15 protein-coding genes are annotated in these 18,692 nt (G+C 35.6%); 6 read left to right on the top strand and 9 right to left on the bottom strand.

The features are described from left to right. Positions 1–48: 48 nt before the first annotated feature. From EYD45_RS12700 to EYD45_RS12685, 4 genes are all read right to left on the bottom strand, one after another. Complete coding sequence (locus tag EYD45_RS12700; protein ID WP_130964934.1) at positions 49–1,287, bottom strand: ammonium transporter; 1,239 nt, start codon at positions 1,285–1,287, stop codon at positions 49–51. Between the two features lie 34 nt (positions 1,288–1,321). Continuing rightward, positions 1,322–1,660, bottom strand: coding sequence for a P-II family nitrogen regulator (locus EYD45_RS12695; protein ID WP_130964933.1), 339 nt, complete (start codon positions 1,658–1,660; stop codon positions 1,322–1,324). A 230-nt stretch (positions 1,661–1,890) separates the two neighbouring features. Further along, positions 1,891–3,174, bottom strand: a complete 1,284-nt coding sequence (locus EYD45_RS12690; RefSeq protein ID WP_130964932.1) for an ammonium transporter — start codon at positions 3,172–3,174, stop codon at positions 1,891–1,893. 105 nt (positions 3,175–3,279) lie between these two features. Continuing rightward, positions 3,280–4,293: an outer membrane beta-barrel protein gene (locus EYD45_RS12685; protein ID WP_130964931.1), complete on the bottom strand. Its 1,014-nt coding sequence runs from the start codon at positions 4,291–4,293 to the stop codon at positions 3,280–3,282. Between the two features lie 461 nt (positions 4,294–4,754). Between EYD45_RS12685 and gltB the strand changes: the two genes are divergently transcribed. Continuing rightward, the gene (gltB, locus tag EYD45_RS12680; RefSeq protein ID WP_233702647.1) at positions 4,755–9,266 is read left to right on the top strand and encodes a glutamate synthase large subunit; all 4,512 of its coding nucleotides are present in this window, start codon (positions 4,755–4,757) and stop codon (positions 9,264–9,266) included. Between the two features lie 4 nt (positions 9,267–9,270). Then, positions 9,271–10,737, top strand: a complete 1,467-nt coding sequence (locus EYD45_RS12675) for a glutamate synthase subunit beta (RefSeq protein WP_130964930.1) — start codon at positions 9,271–9,273, stop codon at positions 10,735–10,737. Between the two features lie 71 nt (positions 10,738–10,808). Here the strand turns inward: EYD45_RS12675 and fbp are convergent, their stop codons facing one another. Next, a complete protein-coding gene (gene fbp, locus EYD45_RS12670) occupies positions 10,809–11,819 on the bottom strand; it encodes a class 1 fructose-bisphosphatase (protein ID WP_130964929.1) in 1,011 nt (336 codons plus the stop codon). Positions 11,820–11,941: 122 nt separating this feature from the next. Between fbp and EYD45_RS12665 the strand changes: the two genes are divergently transcribed. Genes EYD45_RS12665 through EYD45_RS12650 form a run of 4 tightly spaced genes read left to right on the top strand, consistent with a single transcriptional unit; the run spans position 11,942 to position 16,526 of the window. Then, positions 11,942–12,421 (top strand): GNAT family N-acetyltransferase, encoded by a 480-nt coding sequence (locus EYD45_RS12665; RefSeq protein WP_130964928.1) that lies wholly within the window; start codon positions 11,942–11,944, stop codon positions 12,419–12,421. Position 12,422: 1 nt separating this feature from the next. Further along, the gene (locus tag EYD45_RS12660; protein WP_130964927.1) at positions 12,423–13,673 is read left to right on the top strand and encodes an aspartate kinase; all 1,251 of its coding nucleotides are present in this window, start codon (positions 12,423–12,425) and stop codon (positions 13,671–13,673) included. Between the two features lie 23 nt (positions 13,674–13,696). Continuing rightward, a complete protein-coding gene (locus EYD45_RS12655; RefSeq protein WP_130964926.1) occupies positions 13,697–15,526 on the top strand; it encodes a GNAT family N-acyltransferase in 1,830 nt (609 codons plus the stop codon). Further along, complete coding sequence (locus EYD45_RS12650; protein ID WP_130964925.1) at positions 15,516–16,526, top strand: carboxypeptidase-like regulatory domain-containing protein; 1,011 nt, start codon at positions 15,516–15,518, stop codon at positions 16,524–16,526. The genes EYD45_RS12655 and EYD45_RS12650 overlap by 11 nt, the downstream gene beginning before the upstream one ends. A 16-nt stretch (positions 16,527–16,542) precedes the next feature. Here EYD45_RS12650 and EYD45_RS12645 read toward each other — a convergent pair whose 3' ends face one another. The 4 genes from EYD45_RS12645 to EYD45_RS12630 all read right to left on the bottom strand — a co-directional run bounded on the left by EYD45_RS12645 (position 16,543) and on the right by EYD45_RS12630 (position 18,628). Further along, positions 16,543–17,157 carry an arsenate-mycothiol transferase ArsC gene (locus tag EYD45_RS12645; RefSeq protein WP_130964924.1) on the bottom strand — a complete coding sequence of 205 codons (615 nt, stop codon included), beginning with the start codon at positions 17,155–17,157 and terminating at the stop codon, positions 16,543–16,545. A gap of 59 nt (positions 17,158–17,216) precedes the next feature. Next, complete coding sequence (locus EYD45_RS12640; protein ID WP_130964923.1) at positions 17,217–17,726, bottom strand: DUF6428 family protein; 510 nt, start codon at positions 17,724–17,726, stop codon at positions 17,217–17,219. Between the two features lie 18 nt (positions 17,727–17,744). After that, positions 17,745–18,068, bottom strand: coding sequence for an ArsR/SmtB family transcription factor (locus EYD45_RS12635; RefSeq protein ID WP_130964922.1), 324 nt, complete (start codon positions 18,066–18,068; stop codon positions 17,745–17,747). Positions 18,069–18,169: 101 nt separating this feature from the next. Beyond that, the gene (locus EYD45_RS12630; RefSeq protein ID WP_130964921.1) at positions 18,170–18,628 is read right to left on the bottom strand and encodes a TM2 domain-containing protein; all 459 of its coding nucleotides are present in this window, start codon (positions 18,626–18,628) and stop codon (positions 18,170–18,172) included. Positions 18,629–18,692 lie beyond the last annotated feature (64 nt).

The raw sequence follows: 18,692 nt of genomic DNA, 5'->3' as shown, positions 1-18,692 counted from the left end.
GCCTCGCTATTCGCGAGGCATTTTTGCATCAACTAAACTGATAAAATATTAATGCTCGTTTAATCGGAAATCTGGATAAGCATCCATTCCATGCTCATGAGCATCAAGCCCTTCCAATTCTTCTCTTTCAGAAACTCTTATTCCTACTGTTTTCTTCATTATAAAGAATATAATAAATGCAGAAGGCACGCATATTGCAGCATAAGATAAAACACCTACTAATTGACTAACAAACTGATCTACACCAGCCAATGATCCAAAGATTCCAACTGCAAGTGTCCCCCAAATACCACAGATTAAGTGTACTGCAATGGCTCCTACTGGATCATCTAATTTAATAGCATCAATAAATGCAACTGCAAATACAATTAAAGCACCAGCAATAGCACCAATGGCAATAGCATTTTCAGGACTCATTTGGTCTGCACCTGCTGTAATACCAACTAAACCTCCTAGTATTCCGTTTAGGAACATGGTTAAATCTAAATTCTTATATTTCAAAAACGAAACAAAAGCAGCAACCACACCACCTGCAGCTGCAGCCAAACATGTTGTTACCAATGTTAAAGACGTTAATTCAGGATCTGCAGAAAGTACAGAACCACCATTAAATCCAAACCATCCTAACCAAAGGATTAATACACCTGCTGTTGCCATAGGAATACTATGACCTGGAATAGCTTGTGGTTTACCGTCTTTAAACTTTCCAATTCTAGATCCTAATAACCAAACAGCTATTAAAGCTGCCCAACCACCAACAGAGTGTACTAAAGTTGAACCTGCAAAGTCGTAAAAAGGTGTTTCTCTCATATCTAAAAATCCACCACCCCATTTCCATGAACCTGCAAGTGGATATACTATACCCACGTATAACACTGTAAACATCATAAAAGGTCCGATCTTCATACGTTCAGCGACGGCTCCTGAAACAATGGTAGCTGCTGTAGCTGCAAACATGCCTTGGAATAAGAAGTCTGTCCACCATGTATAACCCCCATCAGCATATTCTGGTGTCATTCCATTCTCTGGAGGAGCTATCCCGAATCCAGCAAAATCAAAAAATCCTGCTGAACCTTCTTCAAATCCTGGATACATCAAATTAAAACCTACTAGATAGTACAATAGCAACCCTACGGTAATAATAAATATGTTTTTAAATAAAATATTGATTGTGTTTTTTTGTCTTGTTAGACCTATCTCTAAGAACGCAAATCCTGTATGCATAAAGAAAACGAGTGCTGTACAGATCATCATCCATACGTTATTTGCTGTAAATAATCCTTCCATAATTAATTATTTGTCTATTTTGAATATTTTGGTTTTATTTTAAAGTATCTCCTCCTTTTTCTCCTGTTCTGATTCTGTAACACTCATCCACATCTGAAACGAATATCTTCCCATCACCAACTTCTCCGGTAGCAGCAGATTCTAAAATTGTTTTAATTGTTATGTCTTCAAAGTCATCATTTACCACAATTGATAAATATCTACGTTGTATATCACTTGTGCTGTAAGACACCCCTCTGTATACATGCCCCTCTTTCTCATTACCCAAACCTGTTACGTCCCAGTATGAGAAAAAATTAACGCCCACAGCATGCAAAGCATCTCTAACAGCGCTGTATTTTGACTTTCTAATAATTGCTTCGATTTTCTTCATAATATGCCTTATTTTGATTAGTAAGATTTCAAAAATAGAAAAATATTTAGGTGACTAAGAATATTGCTCTATTAATAAAAAACTATTATTACTTTTTTAAAAAACGTATAAAAAGGATGCTTTTTTTATAGTGAAAAGCATCCTTTTTTATCAAACTAACTAATATATAAATCTTTAAGTTTATATGATTTTCTCAAATGCCATATGCTTATGGGCATTAGTGAAAATTTTTAGCTTTCTATTTCTCTCTGTCTCTTACCCGGATAAGCTAAAGCACCGTGCTCAGAAAGGTCTAATCCTTCAATCTCAACCTTTTCAGAAACTCTTAATCCCAGAGTTTTCTTAAGTATCGTTAAGAATACAAAAGATGTAGCTACTGCCCATATAGCATAAGCTAATGTACCTATTAACTGTGCAAGAAATTGATCAGCACCACCACCATTGAATAAACCAATACCAGCATCACCGTCAATTCCCCAAAGACCAATAACTAATGTTCCCCATGCACCAGCAACACCATGAACTGAAAACGCACCTACTGCATCATCAATTTTAAGTTTTTGCTCAACTAATTCCATCGAGAAAACAACAATAATTCCACCGATAAAACCAGCGGTAATAGCACCAAATTCAGTCATGTTGCCACAACCAGCTGTAATACTTACTAAACCAGCTAAAGCACCATTAAGGGTCATATCAATATTTGGTTTTTTGTACTTAATCCACGACAAGAATAAAGCACCTAAAGCACCAGCAGAAGCAGCAAGGTTGGTAACTAGAACAACCATTGAAGCGCCAACTGCATCGTCACCACCCCAAGCAAGTTGAGACCCACCGTTAAACCCAAACCATCCAAACCAAAGGATAAATACACCGAGTGCAGCCAATAGTTTGTTATGACCAGGTATGTTAACAGCTTTACCATCAATGTACTTACCAAGTCTTGGCCCTACTAAGGCAGCAGCAATTAATGCAGCCCAACCACCTACGGCATGTACAACAGAAGAACCTGCAAAATCAATAAACTCAGCTGGCATAATACCATCTGTATCATTTAACCATCCACCATTCCATTCCCAACCACCAGCAATCGGATAAATAAAGGCAGTTAATACCACTGAAAATATAATGTATGTTGAATATTTAGTTCTTCCAGCAATTGCTCCAGATACAATAGTCGCAGCTGTTGCACAGAAAACAGTTTGGAAGAATAAGTCTGCTGGACCTTGGTTAAACATAAAACCACTCCATCCTATCCATCCGCTATCAGATGCACCATACATTAAAGAGTAACCTATAAACCAAAACACTAAAGAACCTACAGCGATATCCAATACATTCTTCATTGCAATGTTCACTACGTTTTTAGAACGTGTCATACCAGACTCCACTAATGTGAATCCTGCTTGCATTAAGAATACCAGAATACCAGAAATAAGCATCCATAACATTCCCATATCGCCTTCAACTGCGGCGGTATCTTGCATTATAAGGGGCATGTTTAATAATGACATAATATTTATTTTTAATGGTTAGTAATTATAAATTGAACAAAGCGAGTTCCTTTTCATAAAGAACTCGCTCCATTCTTTATTTATGAGTTTTTCTCATTTTTATATTTAGAATGTGTAGATTGCGGCTAATGTAAATGCTGCTAAGCTATCAGTAGCAACTCCATCACTATCAACAAAATTACCATAGAGACCTCCGTCAGCATTAGTTAAAGCATCTAATCTAACTTCTGGCTTAATGATTAAATTGTCTACAGTATAACTTCCTGTTAAAGTAGTAGCGAATACAGATGGTAAATCATCTCCGTCACCGTGTAAAGCAAAGTACTCACCTCTTAGGCCTATAGAAAAATCATCAGAAGTAGCAATTTGTGGATATAATGCAGCACCGTAGAAGCCAGCACCATCGTTATCATTGTAGGCAGCGTTAATTCCTAAGTAGAAAGAATCAGACAGATCAAAACCACCAGTATAGTCGATTTCAAAACCTAATCCTCCGTTATTACCGCTGTCATAGTATAAGTTTAAATACTGTCCAGAAACCCCTAATTGCGCACCTAAACCATATTCCCCAGTCATTGAAATATCGTTTGTATCCCATGGATTAGTAACAGCTAACATTAAGCTAACATCATCTCCTAAAGTAAAGTCAGCTTTTAAACCCATGTGTGAAAAAGGTCCACTAGAGAACAAATAAGAACAACTATAGTTAAAGTTTGCTGCTGGAGCAATAACTTCATATCCTAAAAAAGTGTTCCATCTACCAAATGTAAGTGTTGTACCTTCAGAAACATTCCAGTATACATAAGCTTGGTTAACAATACCATCAACAATGTCAGTTGCAAAAGTAGCACCAGCACCTCTTGGTCCAGTAACTAAATCTACTACCACACCTGCTTTTTCTCCTTCATAACTAAGTATAACGTTCGCCATACCAAGAGCAAAACCAGATTGTCCTGCAAAGGCAGTACCAAAAGTTGGAGCATCGTTATCTGAAGCTGTTAAGTAAGTTTGGTAATAAGCATCAACACTACCTGATATAGAAAGTGTTGGCTTTTCATCTTCCTGTGCAAAAACTACAGTTGCAAAAAGAAGCATTGTAAGGGTAAATAATCTTTTCATAATGTTTAAATTTTGGTTATTAATTTTTAAAATTTATTTCCTTAAGACGGGGCTAAACTATCTAAAAAAGAATTACCCCCATAAAAAAAAGGGGGTAATTGATTAATTTTTGTCATTTTAAAAATTTTACCCCTATTTTTTTAGGGGTATTTCTATTTTAACTAAATTTTATGAAATATCAACAACCACATTCATTGAAAAATCATCAAGTTTTGTTTCGTTTTAATGTGTTTTTTTTTAACGAAATCAAGTATTCATCACTATAATTCACATATTCTCATTTATCATTAAATTTTATGTATTGAATATTTATTAAAATATCTCATTATTATTGATAGAAACTTATTTTAAAGTTGAGTTCTATTAAAAAATCGAAATAATGAAATAGGCCTTAATAGAAATATAAATTCTATGCCTACCTTTGTAGTTCGACGCTTTTTTAATTAAATATTAGGTTGATTATGTTGAAGAAACAAGGTCTTTATTCCCCAGAATTTGAACATGAAAATTGTGGTGCGGGTTTTATTTGTAATCTTAAAGGAGAGCGAACAAATCAAATTATACATGATGCTCTAGAAATTCTTGTAAAGTTAGAGCACCGTGGTGGTGTAAGTGCTGATGGAAGAACAGGCGATGGTGCTGGTTTATTGATAGATATCCCTCATGACTATTTTAAACGTGTTTGCGATTTTGAAATCCCAAATCAAAGAGAGTATGCCGTGGGGATGGTTTTTTTACCAAAAGTTGAAAACCAATACAATTATTGCAAGAGTATTTTTGAACAAGAAATAAAAGCACAAGGGCTTGTGGTTTTAGGATGGCGGAAGGTTCCTGTAGACTCCACGCAATTGGGACAAATTGCCTTGGCTTCAGAACCTAAAATAGAACAACTATTCATAGGTAAATCTGAAGAAATTGATGAAACAACTTTTAAGGCGAAGTTATACGCTGCGCGTAAAATTACTGAGCATGAAATTAGAGATTCTAAGATTTCTGAGAGTACTTATTTTTATGTACCTAGTTTATCAACCACTACCTTAATTTATAAAGGTATTATCATGCCTGAGGATATTGGGCCTTATTACACCGATTTGCAGCAAGAAGACCTTGTAACCAGATTAGCTTTGGTACACCAGCGTTTTTCTACTAATACTATGCCCACTTGGGAGTTGGCACAACCATTCCGTTTTATGTGTCAGAATGGAGAAATCAACACTCTACGTGGAAACGTAAGTAGAATGCGTGTACGTGAGGAGATTATGAGAAGTGACGTTTTCGGACCTCAAATTGATAAATTATTCCCTATTATCCTTCCTGGTAAATCAGATTCTGCTTCCATGGACATGGTAGTGGAATTATTGACCCATACAGATCGTTCGCTTCCTGAAATTATGATGATGATGATCCCTGAAGCTTGGGAAAAGCATGCCACCATGAGCGAGGATAAAAAAGCGTTCTACGAATATAACGGTTGTATCATGGAACCTTGGGACGGTCCTGCCTCAGTACCGTTTACTGATGGTGATTATATTGGTGCATTATTAGATAGAAATGGATTGAGACCATCAAGATATACCGTTACCAAAAGCGGTAAATTAATCATGGCTTCTGAAGTTGGAGTTGTTGATATTGAGCCCGAAGACATTGAATCCCACGGTAGATTAGAGCCAGGAAAAATGTTCTTGGTAGATATGAACAAAGGACGCATAATTGATGATGAAGAAATCAAATCAAAAATTGTATCAGAGCGTCCATATAAAGAATGGTTGAATAAAACACGTTTGCATTTAAGAGACGTGCCATACACCAATGAAACTTGCCCAATTGAGACCATTGATATAAAAACAAGACAACGTTTATTTAACTATACGTTTGAAGATATCCAAGAGGTTATCACACCAATGGCTCAAAAGGGTAAAGAGGCACTTGGCTCGATGGGTATTGATACGCCTTTAGCCGTTTTATCAGACAGACCTCAGTTGATTTCAAACTACTTCAAGCAGTTATTCGCTCAGGTAACTAATCCACCATTGGATGGTATTCGCGAGGAAATTGTAACTGATATCAGTTTAAATCTTGGTAAAGACCGAAACATTTTCAGTATTACTGAAAGACAGTGTAGAAAACTAAGAATTCAAAATCCGGTTATCTCGAATGCCGATTTAGAAAAAATACGAACCATTCAAATTGAAAGTTTTAAAGCCGAAACTATCCAAATGCTTTATCCAAAAGCAAAAGGAATGAATGGTTTAGAAGATGCTCTGGATGACATTATCGTTCAAATTGAAAAAGCTTTAGAACGCAAAACAAACATTATCATATTATCCGACAGAGGTGTTAATGAAGAATTTGCACCAATACCGGCTTTGTTGGCATGTTCGTATGTAAATCATCAAATGAATCGCTTACGCAAGCGCTCTTATTTTGATATCATCATTGAATCTGCCGAACCTCGTGAACCACATCATTTTGCAACGCTATTTGGTTACGGCGCCAGTGCCATCAACCCTTACATGGTGAACGAAATTATCAGAATGCAGGTAAAAGAGGGATTTATTGAGAATATGGATGAAGACGAAGCTGTAGAGAATTTCAACAAAGCCATTGGTAAAGGACTTCTTAAAATCATGAATAAGATTGGTATTTCTACCTTACATTCATATAGAGGTTCCCAGATTTTTGAAATCGTTGGTTTCAATTCAGAATTTGTTGAAAAATATTTCCCTTACACCGCTTCAAGAATTGAAGGTATCGGATTGTACGAAATAGAAAAAGAAATTAACCAGCGTTATTTACAAGCCTATCCAGAAAAGCCTATTGACAAAAAATTAGGCTTAAACATTGGAGGTGATTACCGTTGGAGACGTAATGGCGAACGCCATATGTTTAACCCAACTACTGTTTCTAAATTGCAGCAAGCGGTTAGATTGAGCGACCAAGCTAGCTATGACGTTTACTCAAAAGCGATTAACGAGCAATCTGAAAATTTGATGACCATTCGTGGGTTATTTGAGTTTGATAATCTAGACCCTATTCCGCTGGATGAAGTAGAACCATGGACCGAGATTGTAAAGCGTTTTAAAACAGGAGCAATGTCTTATGGCTCTATTTCCCGTGAAGCCCATGAAAATTTGGCTATTGCCATGAATAGAATTGGGGGGAAATCCAATTCTGGTGAAGGTGGAGAAGATAGAAACCGTTTCCATCCCGATGTAAATGGAGATAGCAGAAACTCAGCTATCAAGCAAGTTGCTTCAGGTCGTTTTGGTGTAACATCGCACTACTTAACAAACGCTAGAGAGATTCAAATAAAAATGGCGCAAGGTGCTAAGCCCGGTGAAGGTGGACAGCTACCAGGAGAAAAAGTACTGCCTTGGATAGCAAATGCTAGAAATTCTACACCTTTTGTAGGATTGATTTCTCCACCACCTCATCACGATATTTATTCTATTGAAGATTTAGCACAATTAATTTTTGATTTAAAAAATGCTAATCGCGATGCGAGAATCAACGTTAAACTAGTATCTGAAGTAGGTGTTGGTACTATTGCTGCTGGTGTTGCAAAAGCAAAAGCAGATGTGGTATTAATTTCTGGATACGATGGCGGTACAGGAGCATCGCCTTTAACCTCATTAAAGCACGCTGGTTTACCATGGGAGCTTGGTTTATCTGAAGCACAACAAACATTGGTGCTTAATAACCTAAGGAGTAGAATTGTTGTGGAGTGTGACGGACAATTAAAAACAGGACGTGATGTAGCTGTAGCAGCACTTTTAGGAGCAGAAGAATTTGGTTTTGCAACAGCGCCTCTAGTTGCCTCAGGATGTATAATGATGCGTAAATGTCATTTAAACACCTGTCCGGTAGGTATCGCAACTCAAGACAAAGAGCTGCGTAAGAACTTTAAAGGTACACCAGAACATGTGATCAATTTCTTCTACTATGTAGCGGAAGAATTAAGGGGTATCATGGCGCAATTAGGCTTTAGAACCATGGCAGAAATGGTGGGTCAAACCCATAAAATAAATGCTAATAAAGCTATTAAGCACTATAAAGCTAAAGGTCTTGATTTATCAAGTATATTGCATAGACCAGCGGCGTACAACAAATTAATAGTTAGAAATACCGAAGAACAAGATCATAATCTTGATAACGTATTGGATTTTACTATTTTGAAAGATTCTCATCGTGCATTGTACCGAAAAGAGAAAATGACATTGCATTACCCAATTAGCAATATAAATAGAACCGTTGGTGCTATTGTAAGTAACGAGATTTCTAAAATCTACGGTCATTTAGGTCTACCTGAAGACACTTTGAATATCAACTTTACAGGTTCTGCTGGACAAAGCTTCGGTGCTTTTGGAGCGTTTGGTTTAACCTTCACTTTAGAAGGAAACACCAATGATTATTTAGGCAAAGGTTTATCAGGTGCTAAGTTAATTGTCAAGAAACCTGAAAATGCTGATTTCAAAGCCAATGAAAATATTATTGTTGGAAACGTATGTTTATTTGGTGCGGTAAACGGTCAAGCCTATATAAATGGTATAGCTGGTGAACGTTTTGCGGTACGTAACTCAGGAGCAACAGCGGTTGTTGAAGGTGTAGGAGATCATTGTTGTGAATATATGACTGGTGGTCGCGTTATCGTTCTCGGTAAAACTGGAAGAAACTTTGCAGCTGGTATGAGTGGTGGTATCGCCTATGTGTACGATCCTGAAAACAAGTTTGTAAATGGCTTGTGTAACACAGAAACTATAGAATTTGAGGACATTACAAGTGAAGATGCTAACGAATTAAAAGCGTCTATCGAGAAACATCAACTTTATACAGATAGTAATATTGCAAAAACGTTGTTGTCAGATTGGGATACTGCCTTAGGCAAATTTGTAAAAGTAATGCCAATTGAATACAAACGTGCATTAAAGCGTTTAGAGACTGAAGAACAAATGGTAGAAGAATTAACAGCTTAGAATCATGGGGAAAGTAACAGGTTTTAAAGAATTTGAAAGACAAGACGAAAAGTACACGCCCGTAAAAGACCGTGTAAAACATTATAAGGAATTTACTGTGCCTCTCTCTGAAGAGGAGATCACAAAACAAGGGTCGCGCTGCATGGATTGTGGTATTCCGTTTTGTCATAGTGGTTGTCCCTTAGGAAATCTTATTCCAGATTTCAACCATATGGTACACCAAGGTGAATGGCAAAAAGCCTCTTGGATATTGCATTCAACAAATAATTTCCCTGAATTTACTGGAAGACTATGTCCAGCACCATGCGAAAAATCGTGTGTACTGGGTATTATTGAAGATCCTGTTTCAATTGAAAATATTGAGAAACAAATTGTGGAACGTGCTTTTCAAGAAGGTTGGATTAAGCCACAACCACCTAAAACAAGAACTGGTAAAACCATTGCTGTTGTAGGTTCTGGTCCTGCTGGTTTAGCTGCTGCACAACAGTTAAACAGAGCTGGACACACAGTTACCGTTTTTGAACGTGATGACGAAATTGGTGGACTATTGCGTTACGGTATTCCAAACTTCAAAATGGAGAAGGAAATTATCGATCGTCGTCTGGCCATTTTAGAAGAAGAAGGTATAACGTTTAAAACCAATGTAAATGTTGGTGTGAATTACGATGTTGAAGCGCTAAAAGCGTTTGATGCTGTAGTATTATGCGGTGGAGCGACTGAAAGACGTAGCTTACCAACACCAGGTATTGATGCTGATGGTGTGGTACAAGCCATGGATTTCCTAACACAGCAAACTAAAGTATTATTTGGTAAAAAGGTCGAGAATCAAGTTATGGCTACCGATAAAAACGTAATTGTTATTGGCGGTGGTGACACAGGTTCTGATTGTATCGGAACATCCAACCGACATGGCGCAAAATCGGTAGTTAATTTTGAAATTATGCCAAAGCCACCTGGACACCGTTCCCCAACTACACCTTGGCCTTTTTGGCCATTACAGTTAAAAACATCCTCATCTCATGAAGAAGGTGTTGAGCGTAACTGGCTCATTAATACTAAAGAGTTTATTACAGATAAAAACAATAAACTTACCGGTTTAAAAACTGTTAACGTAGAGTGGAAAATGGTACCTGGACAACGTCCTCAATTAATTGAAATTGAAGGTACTGAAAAAACATGGCCTTGTGATTTAGCATTATTGGCACTTGGTTTTACTGGACCTGAAAGTACCCTAGCCGACAAGTTGGGTATTAAAACTGATGCACGTTCTAATTATAAAGCTGAGTACGGTAAATACCAGACCAATATTCCTAATATTTTTACTGCTGGTGATATGCGTCGTGGGCAATCCTTAATCGTATGGGCAATATCAGAAGGTAGAGAAGCTGCAAGACAAGTTGACATTTATTTGATGGGTAAATCAGATTTGCCTACAAAGGATGCAAGTGGGGATTTGGTTGGGTTACACTAACAAATAAAACTTAATTGAATAAAAAATGCGAACTTTTCAGTTCGCATTTTTTATATTTGATAATGAGAGAGTTACCTTTTTGCATTTCGCATAAACTCTTCAGCCTTTTCCACCATGTTTTTACTTCCACAAATAAAAGGCACACGTTGATGTAGTTCGGTAGGCTCCACATCCATTGTTCTTGTAAAACCATCACTAGCTTTCCCATTAGCCTGTTCTGCCAAAAAGGCCATGGGATTGCACTCATAAAGTAAACGTAGTTTACCATTAGGGTTTTTTGAACTCTGCGGATATAAATAAATACCACCTTTAATCATATTTCTATGAAAATCAGAAACTAAAGATCCAATATATCTAGATGTATAGGGTCTATCATCCTCTTCTAACTGACAATACTTTATATAGTCTTTTATACCTTGAGGGAAATGAATATAATTACCTTCATTCACTGAATAAATATTTCCATCTTCAGGAAATTGCATATCTGGATGTGATAGGTAAAAAGAACCTATTGCCGGGTTTAACGTAAATCCGTTAACACCATCACCAGTGGTATACACTAACATAGTAGATGTACCGTACACCACATAGCCCGCAGCTACTTGTTCACTTCCTTTTTGTAAAAAATCTTTAAGATGAACAGGTGTCCCCACAGGAGTAACCCTTCGGTATATTGAAAATATAGTTCCAACAGAAACATTTACATCAATATTTGAAGACCCATCTAAAGGATCGATCAAAACAACATATTTGTTTTGATGGTTTTCATCTTGACTATTGATAGTAATAAAATCATCTTCCTCCTCACTCGCTATCCCACAAACAATGTTTCGTTTTGTTAAAGTTTGAATGAACTTGTCATTGGCATAAACATCAAGCTTTTGCTGATCTTCACCTTGAATATTGGTATCACCCACAGCTCCGATAATATCAACTAAACCAGCTTTATTCACTTCATGGTTTACCACTTTTGCTGCTAAACGAATAGAATTTAAGAGACTGGACAACTCTCCTGATGAATATTTAAACGATGCTTGGTTTTCAATGATAAATTCTCCTAAAGTTTGTTTTTTGTGCGACATAAATGTTTAAGTTTAGTGCTGCAAATATCCATAAATTTTACCAAACTACATCGTTTTCGCAATACATAAATGCTTTAAAATGCTGAACTTTAAACTATATTTGAATACTTTATAAATAAATTATGGAATTGATAATCAGAGACTCAAAAAGAGAGGATATGCCACACGTGCTAAAACTTATAAAAGAGTTAGCTATTTATGAAAAAGAACCAGATGCTGTTGAAGTAACCGTAGAAGACTTACAGAATGACGGTTTTGGAGAACATCCACAATTTCATTGTTTTGTTGCTGAAATTAATTCTCAAATTGAGGGAATTGCTTTGGTGTATAATCGCTATTCCACTTGGAAAGGAAGAGCTATTCATTTAGAGGATTTGATTGTAAGCGAAAAAATGCGCGGATATGGTATTGGTTCAAAATTATTAGATGAAGTAGTGAAATATAGCCATAGTTTAGGAGTTAAACGCATAAACTGGGAGGTATTGGATTGGAATGAGCCTGCAATTAAATTTTATGAAAAAAATGGCGCAAATGTGATGCGTGATTGGGATGTTGTGCAAATGAATGAAGAGGGTATAAAAAATTATATTTCTAATTTATAACATGCAAGTATTTAAATTTGGTGGTGCTTCAGTAAAAGATGCCGAAGGTGTAAAAAATCTAGCCAAGGTTTTAAAAACCATCGGATATAAAGACACACTAGTGGTGGTTTCAGCTATGGGTAAAACTACCAACGCTCTGGAAATTGTGTTAAATAATTATTTCAATAAGAAAACCTTACTTAAAAGCGCTTTACAAGATGTTATTAAATACCACAACAGTATTTTATTGGATTTGTTCGAAAATGAATCCCACCCCATTTTTAAAGAAGTGAATGGCCTTTTTAGAGAGCTTAGCGACATTTTAAGAACCAATAAATCTCCTGATTATAATTTTGTTTACGACCAAACTATATGTTTTGGAGAACTAGTGGCCACGAGCATTATCAGTGCTTACTTGAATAGTATCAATTTAAAAAATCACTGGCTGGATGCCAGAGAACATATTAAAACCGATAATTATTACAGACGTGCCAATGTAAATTGGGAACAAACTCAACAAAATATTTCGTCAAACTTTAACAGGAATACTTTAAATATTACACAAGGGTTTCTAGGTAGTGATGTTAATAATTTTACAACCACACTGGGAAGAGAAGGCAGTGATTATACTGCAGCCATATATGCGTACTGTCTTAATGCTAAAAGCGTAACTATTTGGAAAGATGTTCCTGGGGTTTTAAATGCAGACCCCAGATATTTTGACAATGCCCAATTGCTGCATCAAATATCTTATGAAGAGGCTATAGAACTAGCTTTTTATGGTGCTTCCGTAATTCATCCTAAAACATTACAGCCCCTACAAAGAAAAGAAATTCCACTATTTGTAAAGTCATTTTTAAATCCAAAAAACGAAGGTACTCGCGTTGGCAAAGGCATTACACTACAACCTAATGTTCCATGCTTTATTTTAAAAAAGAATCAGGTTTTAATTTCCTTATCCTCTCTAGATTTTTCATATATCGTTGAAGACAACATCAGTGGTATTTTTAAGTTATTACATACTTACAAAATGAAAGTTGATGTCATTCAAAATTCAGCCATCAGCTTTTCAGTTTGTATTGACAATATTTTTAACAACCTAGAACCGCTACTTCAACATCTTAAAGCAAAATTCAGAGTGACTTGCTATGAAAACGTTTCATTATACACGATTAGACATTATAATGCCGAGGTTTTAGAAAAGTTAGAAGAAGATAAAACAGTGTTATTAAAACAGTTAACTCAAGAAACTGTGCAGATAGTTACTAAATAGTTTTATTTATTACTTTTACGCTAATGGGGAAACAGCAAGATACGGGTTTAGTAACCGCAAAAGAAGTAGCAAAAGCCATACAATTGGATAAATATGGGTTTTTAGGCACTTTTATAGGCTGGTTACTCATGAAGGTGCTTAAAATATCTACCCTCAACAAAATTTATAAGCGAAATAAACATCTAGAAGAGGTTAGTTTTTTAAACGCCATTTTGGGCGATTTCCAAATTAAATTTGAAATCCCAGATGAGGACTTAAATCGTTTACCCAAAGATGGCGCCTATATTACAGTTTCAAATCATCCCTTAGGTGGGATAGACGGAATACTGCTTTTAAAATTGATGCTGGAGCAACGCCAAGACTTTAAGATTATTGCTAATTTTTTACTTCACAGAATTGAACCTTTGAAACCTTACATTATGCCTGTAAATCCTTTTGAGGACAGAAAGGATGTAAAATCAAGCATCGCCGGGTTTAAAAATGCCATTTTACATTTACGCGAAGGACATCCACTAGGAATTTTTCCAGCTGGAGAAGTATCCACCTATCGCGATGGCAAATTGGTTGTAGACAAGCCATGGGAAGAAGCCGCAATGAAATTGATTAAAAAGGCGGAAGTACCTATTGTCCCCATATATTTTCATGCAAAAAACAGCAAGCTATTTTATAAGTTATCTAAAATTAGTGACACATTTAGAACCGCGAAATTACCCTCAGAACTTCTTACCCAAAAACGACGTACGATTAAAGTTCGAATAGGTAAACCTATTTCAATTAAAGATCAAAAAGAGCATGAATCCTTAGATGAGTTTTCAGAATTTATAAGAAAAAAGACGTATATGCTCTCCAATGCTTTTGAGGCTAAACCCAAAATACTGGATAATATTTCTTCGTCTTTAAAAGTACCTAAATCGCCTAAAAATATCGTAACACCTGTAGATAGCAGTCTCATGGTAAACGAGGTTGAAGCCCTTAAAAAAGACAACTCCAGATTATTAGAAAGCAAAAACTATGAGGTTTATCTTGCTGATGCTAAAAAAATCCCTAATATTCTCAGAGAAATAGGCAGATTACGTGAAATTACATTTAGAGAAGTAGGCGAAGGCACCAATGAAGCCATAGACTTAGATGCCTTTGACGATTATTACCACCATATGTTTTTATGGGACAATGAAAGACAATTAATTGCAGGTGCTTACAGAATGGGTTTAGGCTCTAAAATCTTTAAGCTTTACGGCATTAACGGGTTTTATTTACAGGATTTATTTCGGTTTGAACCAGAGCTCTACAAAATGATGAGCGAATCTATTGAAATGGGTCGTGCTTTTATAATAAAAGAGTACCAGCAAAAGCCAATGCCTCTATTTTTACTTTGGAAAGGCATTGTACATACTACATTGCGCCATCCGGAACATAACTACCTAATTGGAGGTGTTAGCATTAGCAATCAATTTTCAAACTTCTCAAAATCTTTGATGGTAGAGTTTATGAAATCTCATTACTACGATCCCTACATAGCGCAATATGTTCGTCCGAAAAAGGAGTTCAAAGTAAAACTAAAAGATGCCGACAAGGATTTTGTCTTCGATGAGGCCGAAGCCGATTTAAATAAATTCGACAAGTTTATTGATGAAATAGAACCAGGTGCTTTACGCTTACCTGTTCTTCTTAAAAAATATATCAAACAGAATGCAAAACTGGTAGCTTTTAATGTAGACCCACTTTTTAACAACTCGGTAGACGGATTGATGTACATTAAAATTGCCGATTTACCCGAAAGTACCGTGCGCCCTGTAATGGAGGAGTTTCAGGCGGAATTAGAGCAAAAGTTTATGGAAAACAATGAGGGGTAAATTATTTTCTCTATTATTTTTATTACATGGATTTGTAAGCTATTCCCAAATTATAAAAGGCACTGTTTTAGATGCAAAAACAAAGGCTCCAATTGAAACTGCTACCGTTTATTTTGACAATACCACCATTGGCGCTATTACAAATAGCAAAGGAGAGTTTACTATTAAATATTCAGATGCCATACAATCTCCCCTAATCATATCATTTTTGGGCTATAAAAAACAAGTGATAACCGATTACAGGGAGAAAAATACTATTACAGTTTTTCTAGAAGAGAACCACGAATCTTTAAATGAAGTTATTGTAAATGCTAATGACGGGCTAACCCGAAAACAGAAATTACGGTTTTTTAGAAAAGAATTTCTTGGAACTTCCAGATTTGGAAAATCTTGTACAATTTTAAATGAAGAAGATATTATTCTACGTTATGACAGAAAACAAAGAGTTTTAAGAGGGTATTCTAAATCACCCATACGAGTTGAAAACAAAGCACTGCAATATTACATAACTTATGATCTTACTTCCTTTATATTAAGATTTATGCCTCGAGGTTCTAGTAATAATACCTTTGATGTAAGGTCAGTTGGCTTTTTTGGCAGCACTTATTACAAGGATTTTGAGATTTTTAATAAGGAAAAAGCCATTAAAAACAGAAACAAGGCTTATGCTGGCTCTAGGTTACAATTTATGCGTGCCCTTTACGCGCAGAAATTTGCAGAAAATAAATTTCAATTATTCTTTAAAAGCACAAGGATTGAAGACCCTTGGGAGTATATTTATATAGAAACTAAAAATGGTACTGAGATAAAACGGGTGTCTTTACGTCAACCATTAAATATACTATTCAATAATTGGGAAAAATCAAGTATTGAATTTTTAGCCCCCTCAATTTTTATAGATTTCTTTGGAAACTATACCAATGTGGACAAAGTGCGCTTCACTGGTGTGATGGGAGAGCAACGCGTTGGGGAGTTATTACCTTTTGATTATGGGTTGTAGTTCTTCAAAAAATACTTTAATTCAACCTAGAAAACACAAACTTCATCTCCGTTGCAATCTGTAAACTGCGCTCCAAATAGACTGCTGTTTGCTGAGGTGTTCCATCCGATTGTTTTGGGTCTTTATAAGTAATAGCGATACGCTTATCACAACCTGAAACGATTGGACACCCTTCATCTGCCGAAGAACAGGTCAGTATTGCTGCAAACTCAGAAGACGGATTAAATTCATTGCTAAACACTTTAGAAAAAGCGATTATAGATGGTTCATTTATTGAAAACTTAATGCTATACACAGGGTTATCGTCTTCAGATAATTTGACAACTTTAAAACCCTGATTTATTAAGGTTTCCTCAACCTTAGGAAACATAGCTGTGGCTTCAGTTCCACCTGAATAACAGGATACATTTTTAATATCAAAGTAGGCCGCCATTGTTTGCGCCCAAATTTGGGATAGGTGGCTACGTCTTGAATTGTGAGTGCAAATAAAATTTAAACGAATAGCGTTTCCTGAATCGATTTTGTTTTTTAAATAATCCACTAATACTGATAGTGTTTCTTTTCTATCTCCAGTAATTGTATGGGTATCTAATGCTTTAATAAGATTAGAAATATCTTGAAATAGTTTCATTTATAGGTTTATTTAAAAAAAGGTGATAACGTCGCTATACAATCAATAACAGAAAGAGCTTAACAGCAACCACTACTGGGCGAACAGCAAGATTCTAGGTTTTCAACTGCTTTTTCAGCGACGGCAACTACGCTATCTGGCACACCACATAGTGTTTTTGCTTTACAGTCTGTTTTTTCAACTGCCAATTTAAATATTAAATTATTGCCTTGTATTTCAAAATCGTTAACAAATAGTTGTGCGGTATGAAATGTTGCATTACTATATTCAAACTTAACCTCAGCATCCATTGTATAAGGTTTCATTTTTCCAACTTTATTTAAAATACCCAAAGCCTTTAAACCAGACATATATTGTGCTTTACCTTTTTCTATTGGACTTTCCCATAATTGAATAATGGTTTCTTTCCATGAGTCCGTTTGAGCACCACAATCTATAGAGTCTACGGTGATGTGTTTTACTTCTGTAATATGATAATTTGTCCCTACAAATGCTTCTGGGCTATATTCAAATAATAAGCTTTTATGTTTGTGCTGTTCTAATAGCGACAGTAATTCTTGTGTTTTCATAATTATATCTTTAGTTCATTAACAACAGTTTGATGTTGTACCGTTAAAAAAGCTATTTAATACTATTTGAAACTCTTTAAAGCGTTCCACATTTAAACAGTAGCATATGCTTTTCCCCTTAAAATTACCCTTCAGCAATCCTGCATCATTAATTACTTTTAAATGTTGGGAAATTGTAGGTTGAGATAAACCTATTTCATCTACAATATCATTGCAAATACAAGACTCTTGCTTACTTATATATTGCAGTATGGCGATACGAGCAGGATGCGCAAATACCTTGGCAATAGCTGCCATTTGATTAATACTTTCTGGATAAATATCAAGTTTCGATGCACCCATAATTTTATTTTCTAATACAAATATAATTGTAACATTGCAATATTACGATATAATTTTATCAAAAAAAGTCTGAAGATACAACTTCAGACTTCAACTTTATTTTAAAACCAAGGCTTTTTCCCTGCTTGATATGTATTATAAAAATCTTCATCAGATTTTGTTAAGTATATAATACCTTCTATAAGACCTATTAAGCCTGTTACCCATACCACTAAGACACCAATACCTACACAAGATAATACAATACCAATAATTGTGACTACCAATAAAATAATTCCTTCTTTTTGATAACCGAGTACGAACTTATGAATACCAAAGGCACCAAATAAAATACCTAATATGCCTGCTAGGATTTTTTTGTTATCCTTAGATGCGAATGTCTCCTTGGCACTTTCGGCAAACTCAGAAGCTGTTTCTTTAGCTTCATCAGCAAATTCTTTTGCTTTTTCCTTAGCCTCATCAGCCATTTCACCTGCTTTATCTGCTGCCTTTTTAGCACCTTCTTTTGCGTCTCCTAACATATCGTTTAAATCGTCTCCTAAATTTTTTTCGTCTGACATGATAATAGTTTTTTTTGATTAGAATCTAAAAGTAATAAAAAAACATATTCATTACTAACTATAT

Source organism: Hyunsoonleella flava, assembly GCF_004310325.1.
Taxonomy (GTDB): Bacteria; Bacteroidota; Bacteroidia; order Flavobacteriales; family Flavobacteriaceae; genus Jejuia; species Jejuia flava.
This window is presented reverse-complemented; position numbering and strand designations above follow the sequence as displayed.

Bases quoted from the DNA above. Each gene is read 5' to 3' on its own strand.
- EYD45_RS12700 (WP_130964934.1), bottom strand. From the start codon at position 1,287: ATGGAAGGATTATTTACAGCAAATAACGTATGGATGATGATCTGTACA.
- EYD45_RS12695 (WP_130964933.1), bottom strand. From the start codon at position 1,660: ATGAAGAAAATCGAAGCAATTATTAGAAAGTCAAAATACAGCGCTGTT.
- EYD45_RS12690 (WP_130964932.1), bottom strand. From the start codon at position 3,174: ATGTCATTATTAAACATGCCCCTTATAATGCAAGATACCGCCGCAGTT.
- EYD45_RS12685 (WP_130964931.1), bottom strand. From the start codon at position 4,293: ATGAAAAGATTATTTACCCTTACAATGCTTCTTTTTGCAACTGTAGTT.
- gltB (WP_233702647.1), top strand. From the start codon at position 4,755: ATGTTGAAGAAACAAGGTCTTTATTCCCCAGAATTTGAACATGAAAAT.
- EYD45_RS12675 (WP_130964930.1), top strand. From the start codon at position 9,271: ATGGGGAAAGTAACAGGTTTTAAAGAATTTGAAAGACAAGACGAAAAG.
- fbp (WP_130964929.1), bottom strand. From the start codon at position 11,819: ATGTCGCACAAAAAACAAACTTTAGGAGAATTTATCATTGAAAACCAA.
- EYD45_RS12665 (WP_130964928.1), top strand. From the start codon at position 11,942: ATGGAATTGATAATCAGAGACTCAAAAAGAGAGGATATGCCACACGTG.
- EYD45_RS12660 (WP_130964927.1), top strand. From the start codon at position 12,423: ATGCAAGTATTTAAATTTGGTGGTGCTTCAGTAAAAGATGCCGAAGGT.
- EYD45_RS12655 (WP_130964926.1), top strand. From the start codon at position 13,697: ATGGGGAAACAGCAAGATACGGGTTTAGTAACCGCAAAAGAAGTAGCA.
- EYD45_RS12650 (WP_130964925.1), top strand. From the start codon at position 15,516: ATGAGGGGTAAATTATTTTCTCTATTATTTTTATTACATGGATTTGTA.
- EYD45_RS12645 (WP_130964924.1), bottom strand. From the start codon at position 17,157: ATGAAACTATTTCAAGATATTTCTAATCTTATTAAAGCATTAGATACC.
- EYD45_RS12640 (WP_130964923.1), bottom strand. From the start codon at position 17,726: ATGAAAACACAAGAATTACTGTCGCTATTAGAACAGCACAAACATAAA.
- EYD45_RS12635 (WP_130964922.1), bottom strand. From the start codon at position 18,068: ATGGGTGCATCGAAACTTGATATTTATCCAGAAAGTATTAATCAAATG.
- EYD45_RS12630 (WP_130964921.1), bottom strand. From the start codon at position 18,628: ATGTCAGACGAAAAAAATTTAGGAGACGATTTAAACGATATGTTAGGA.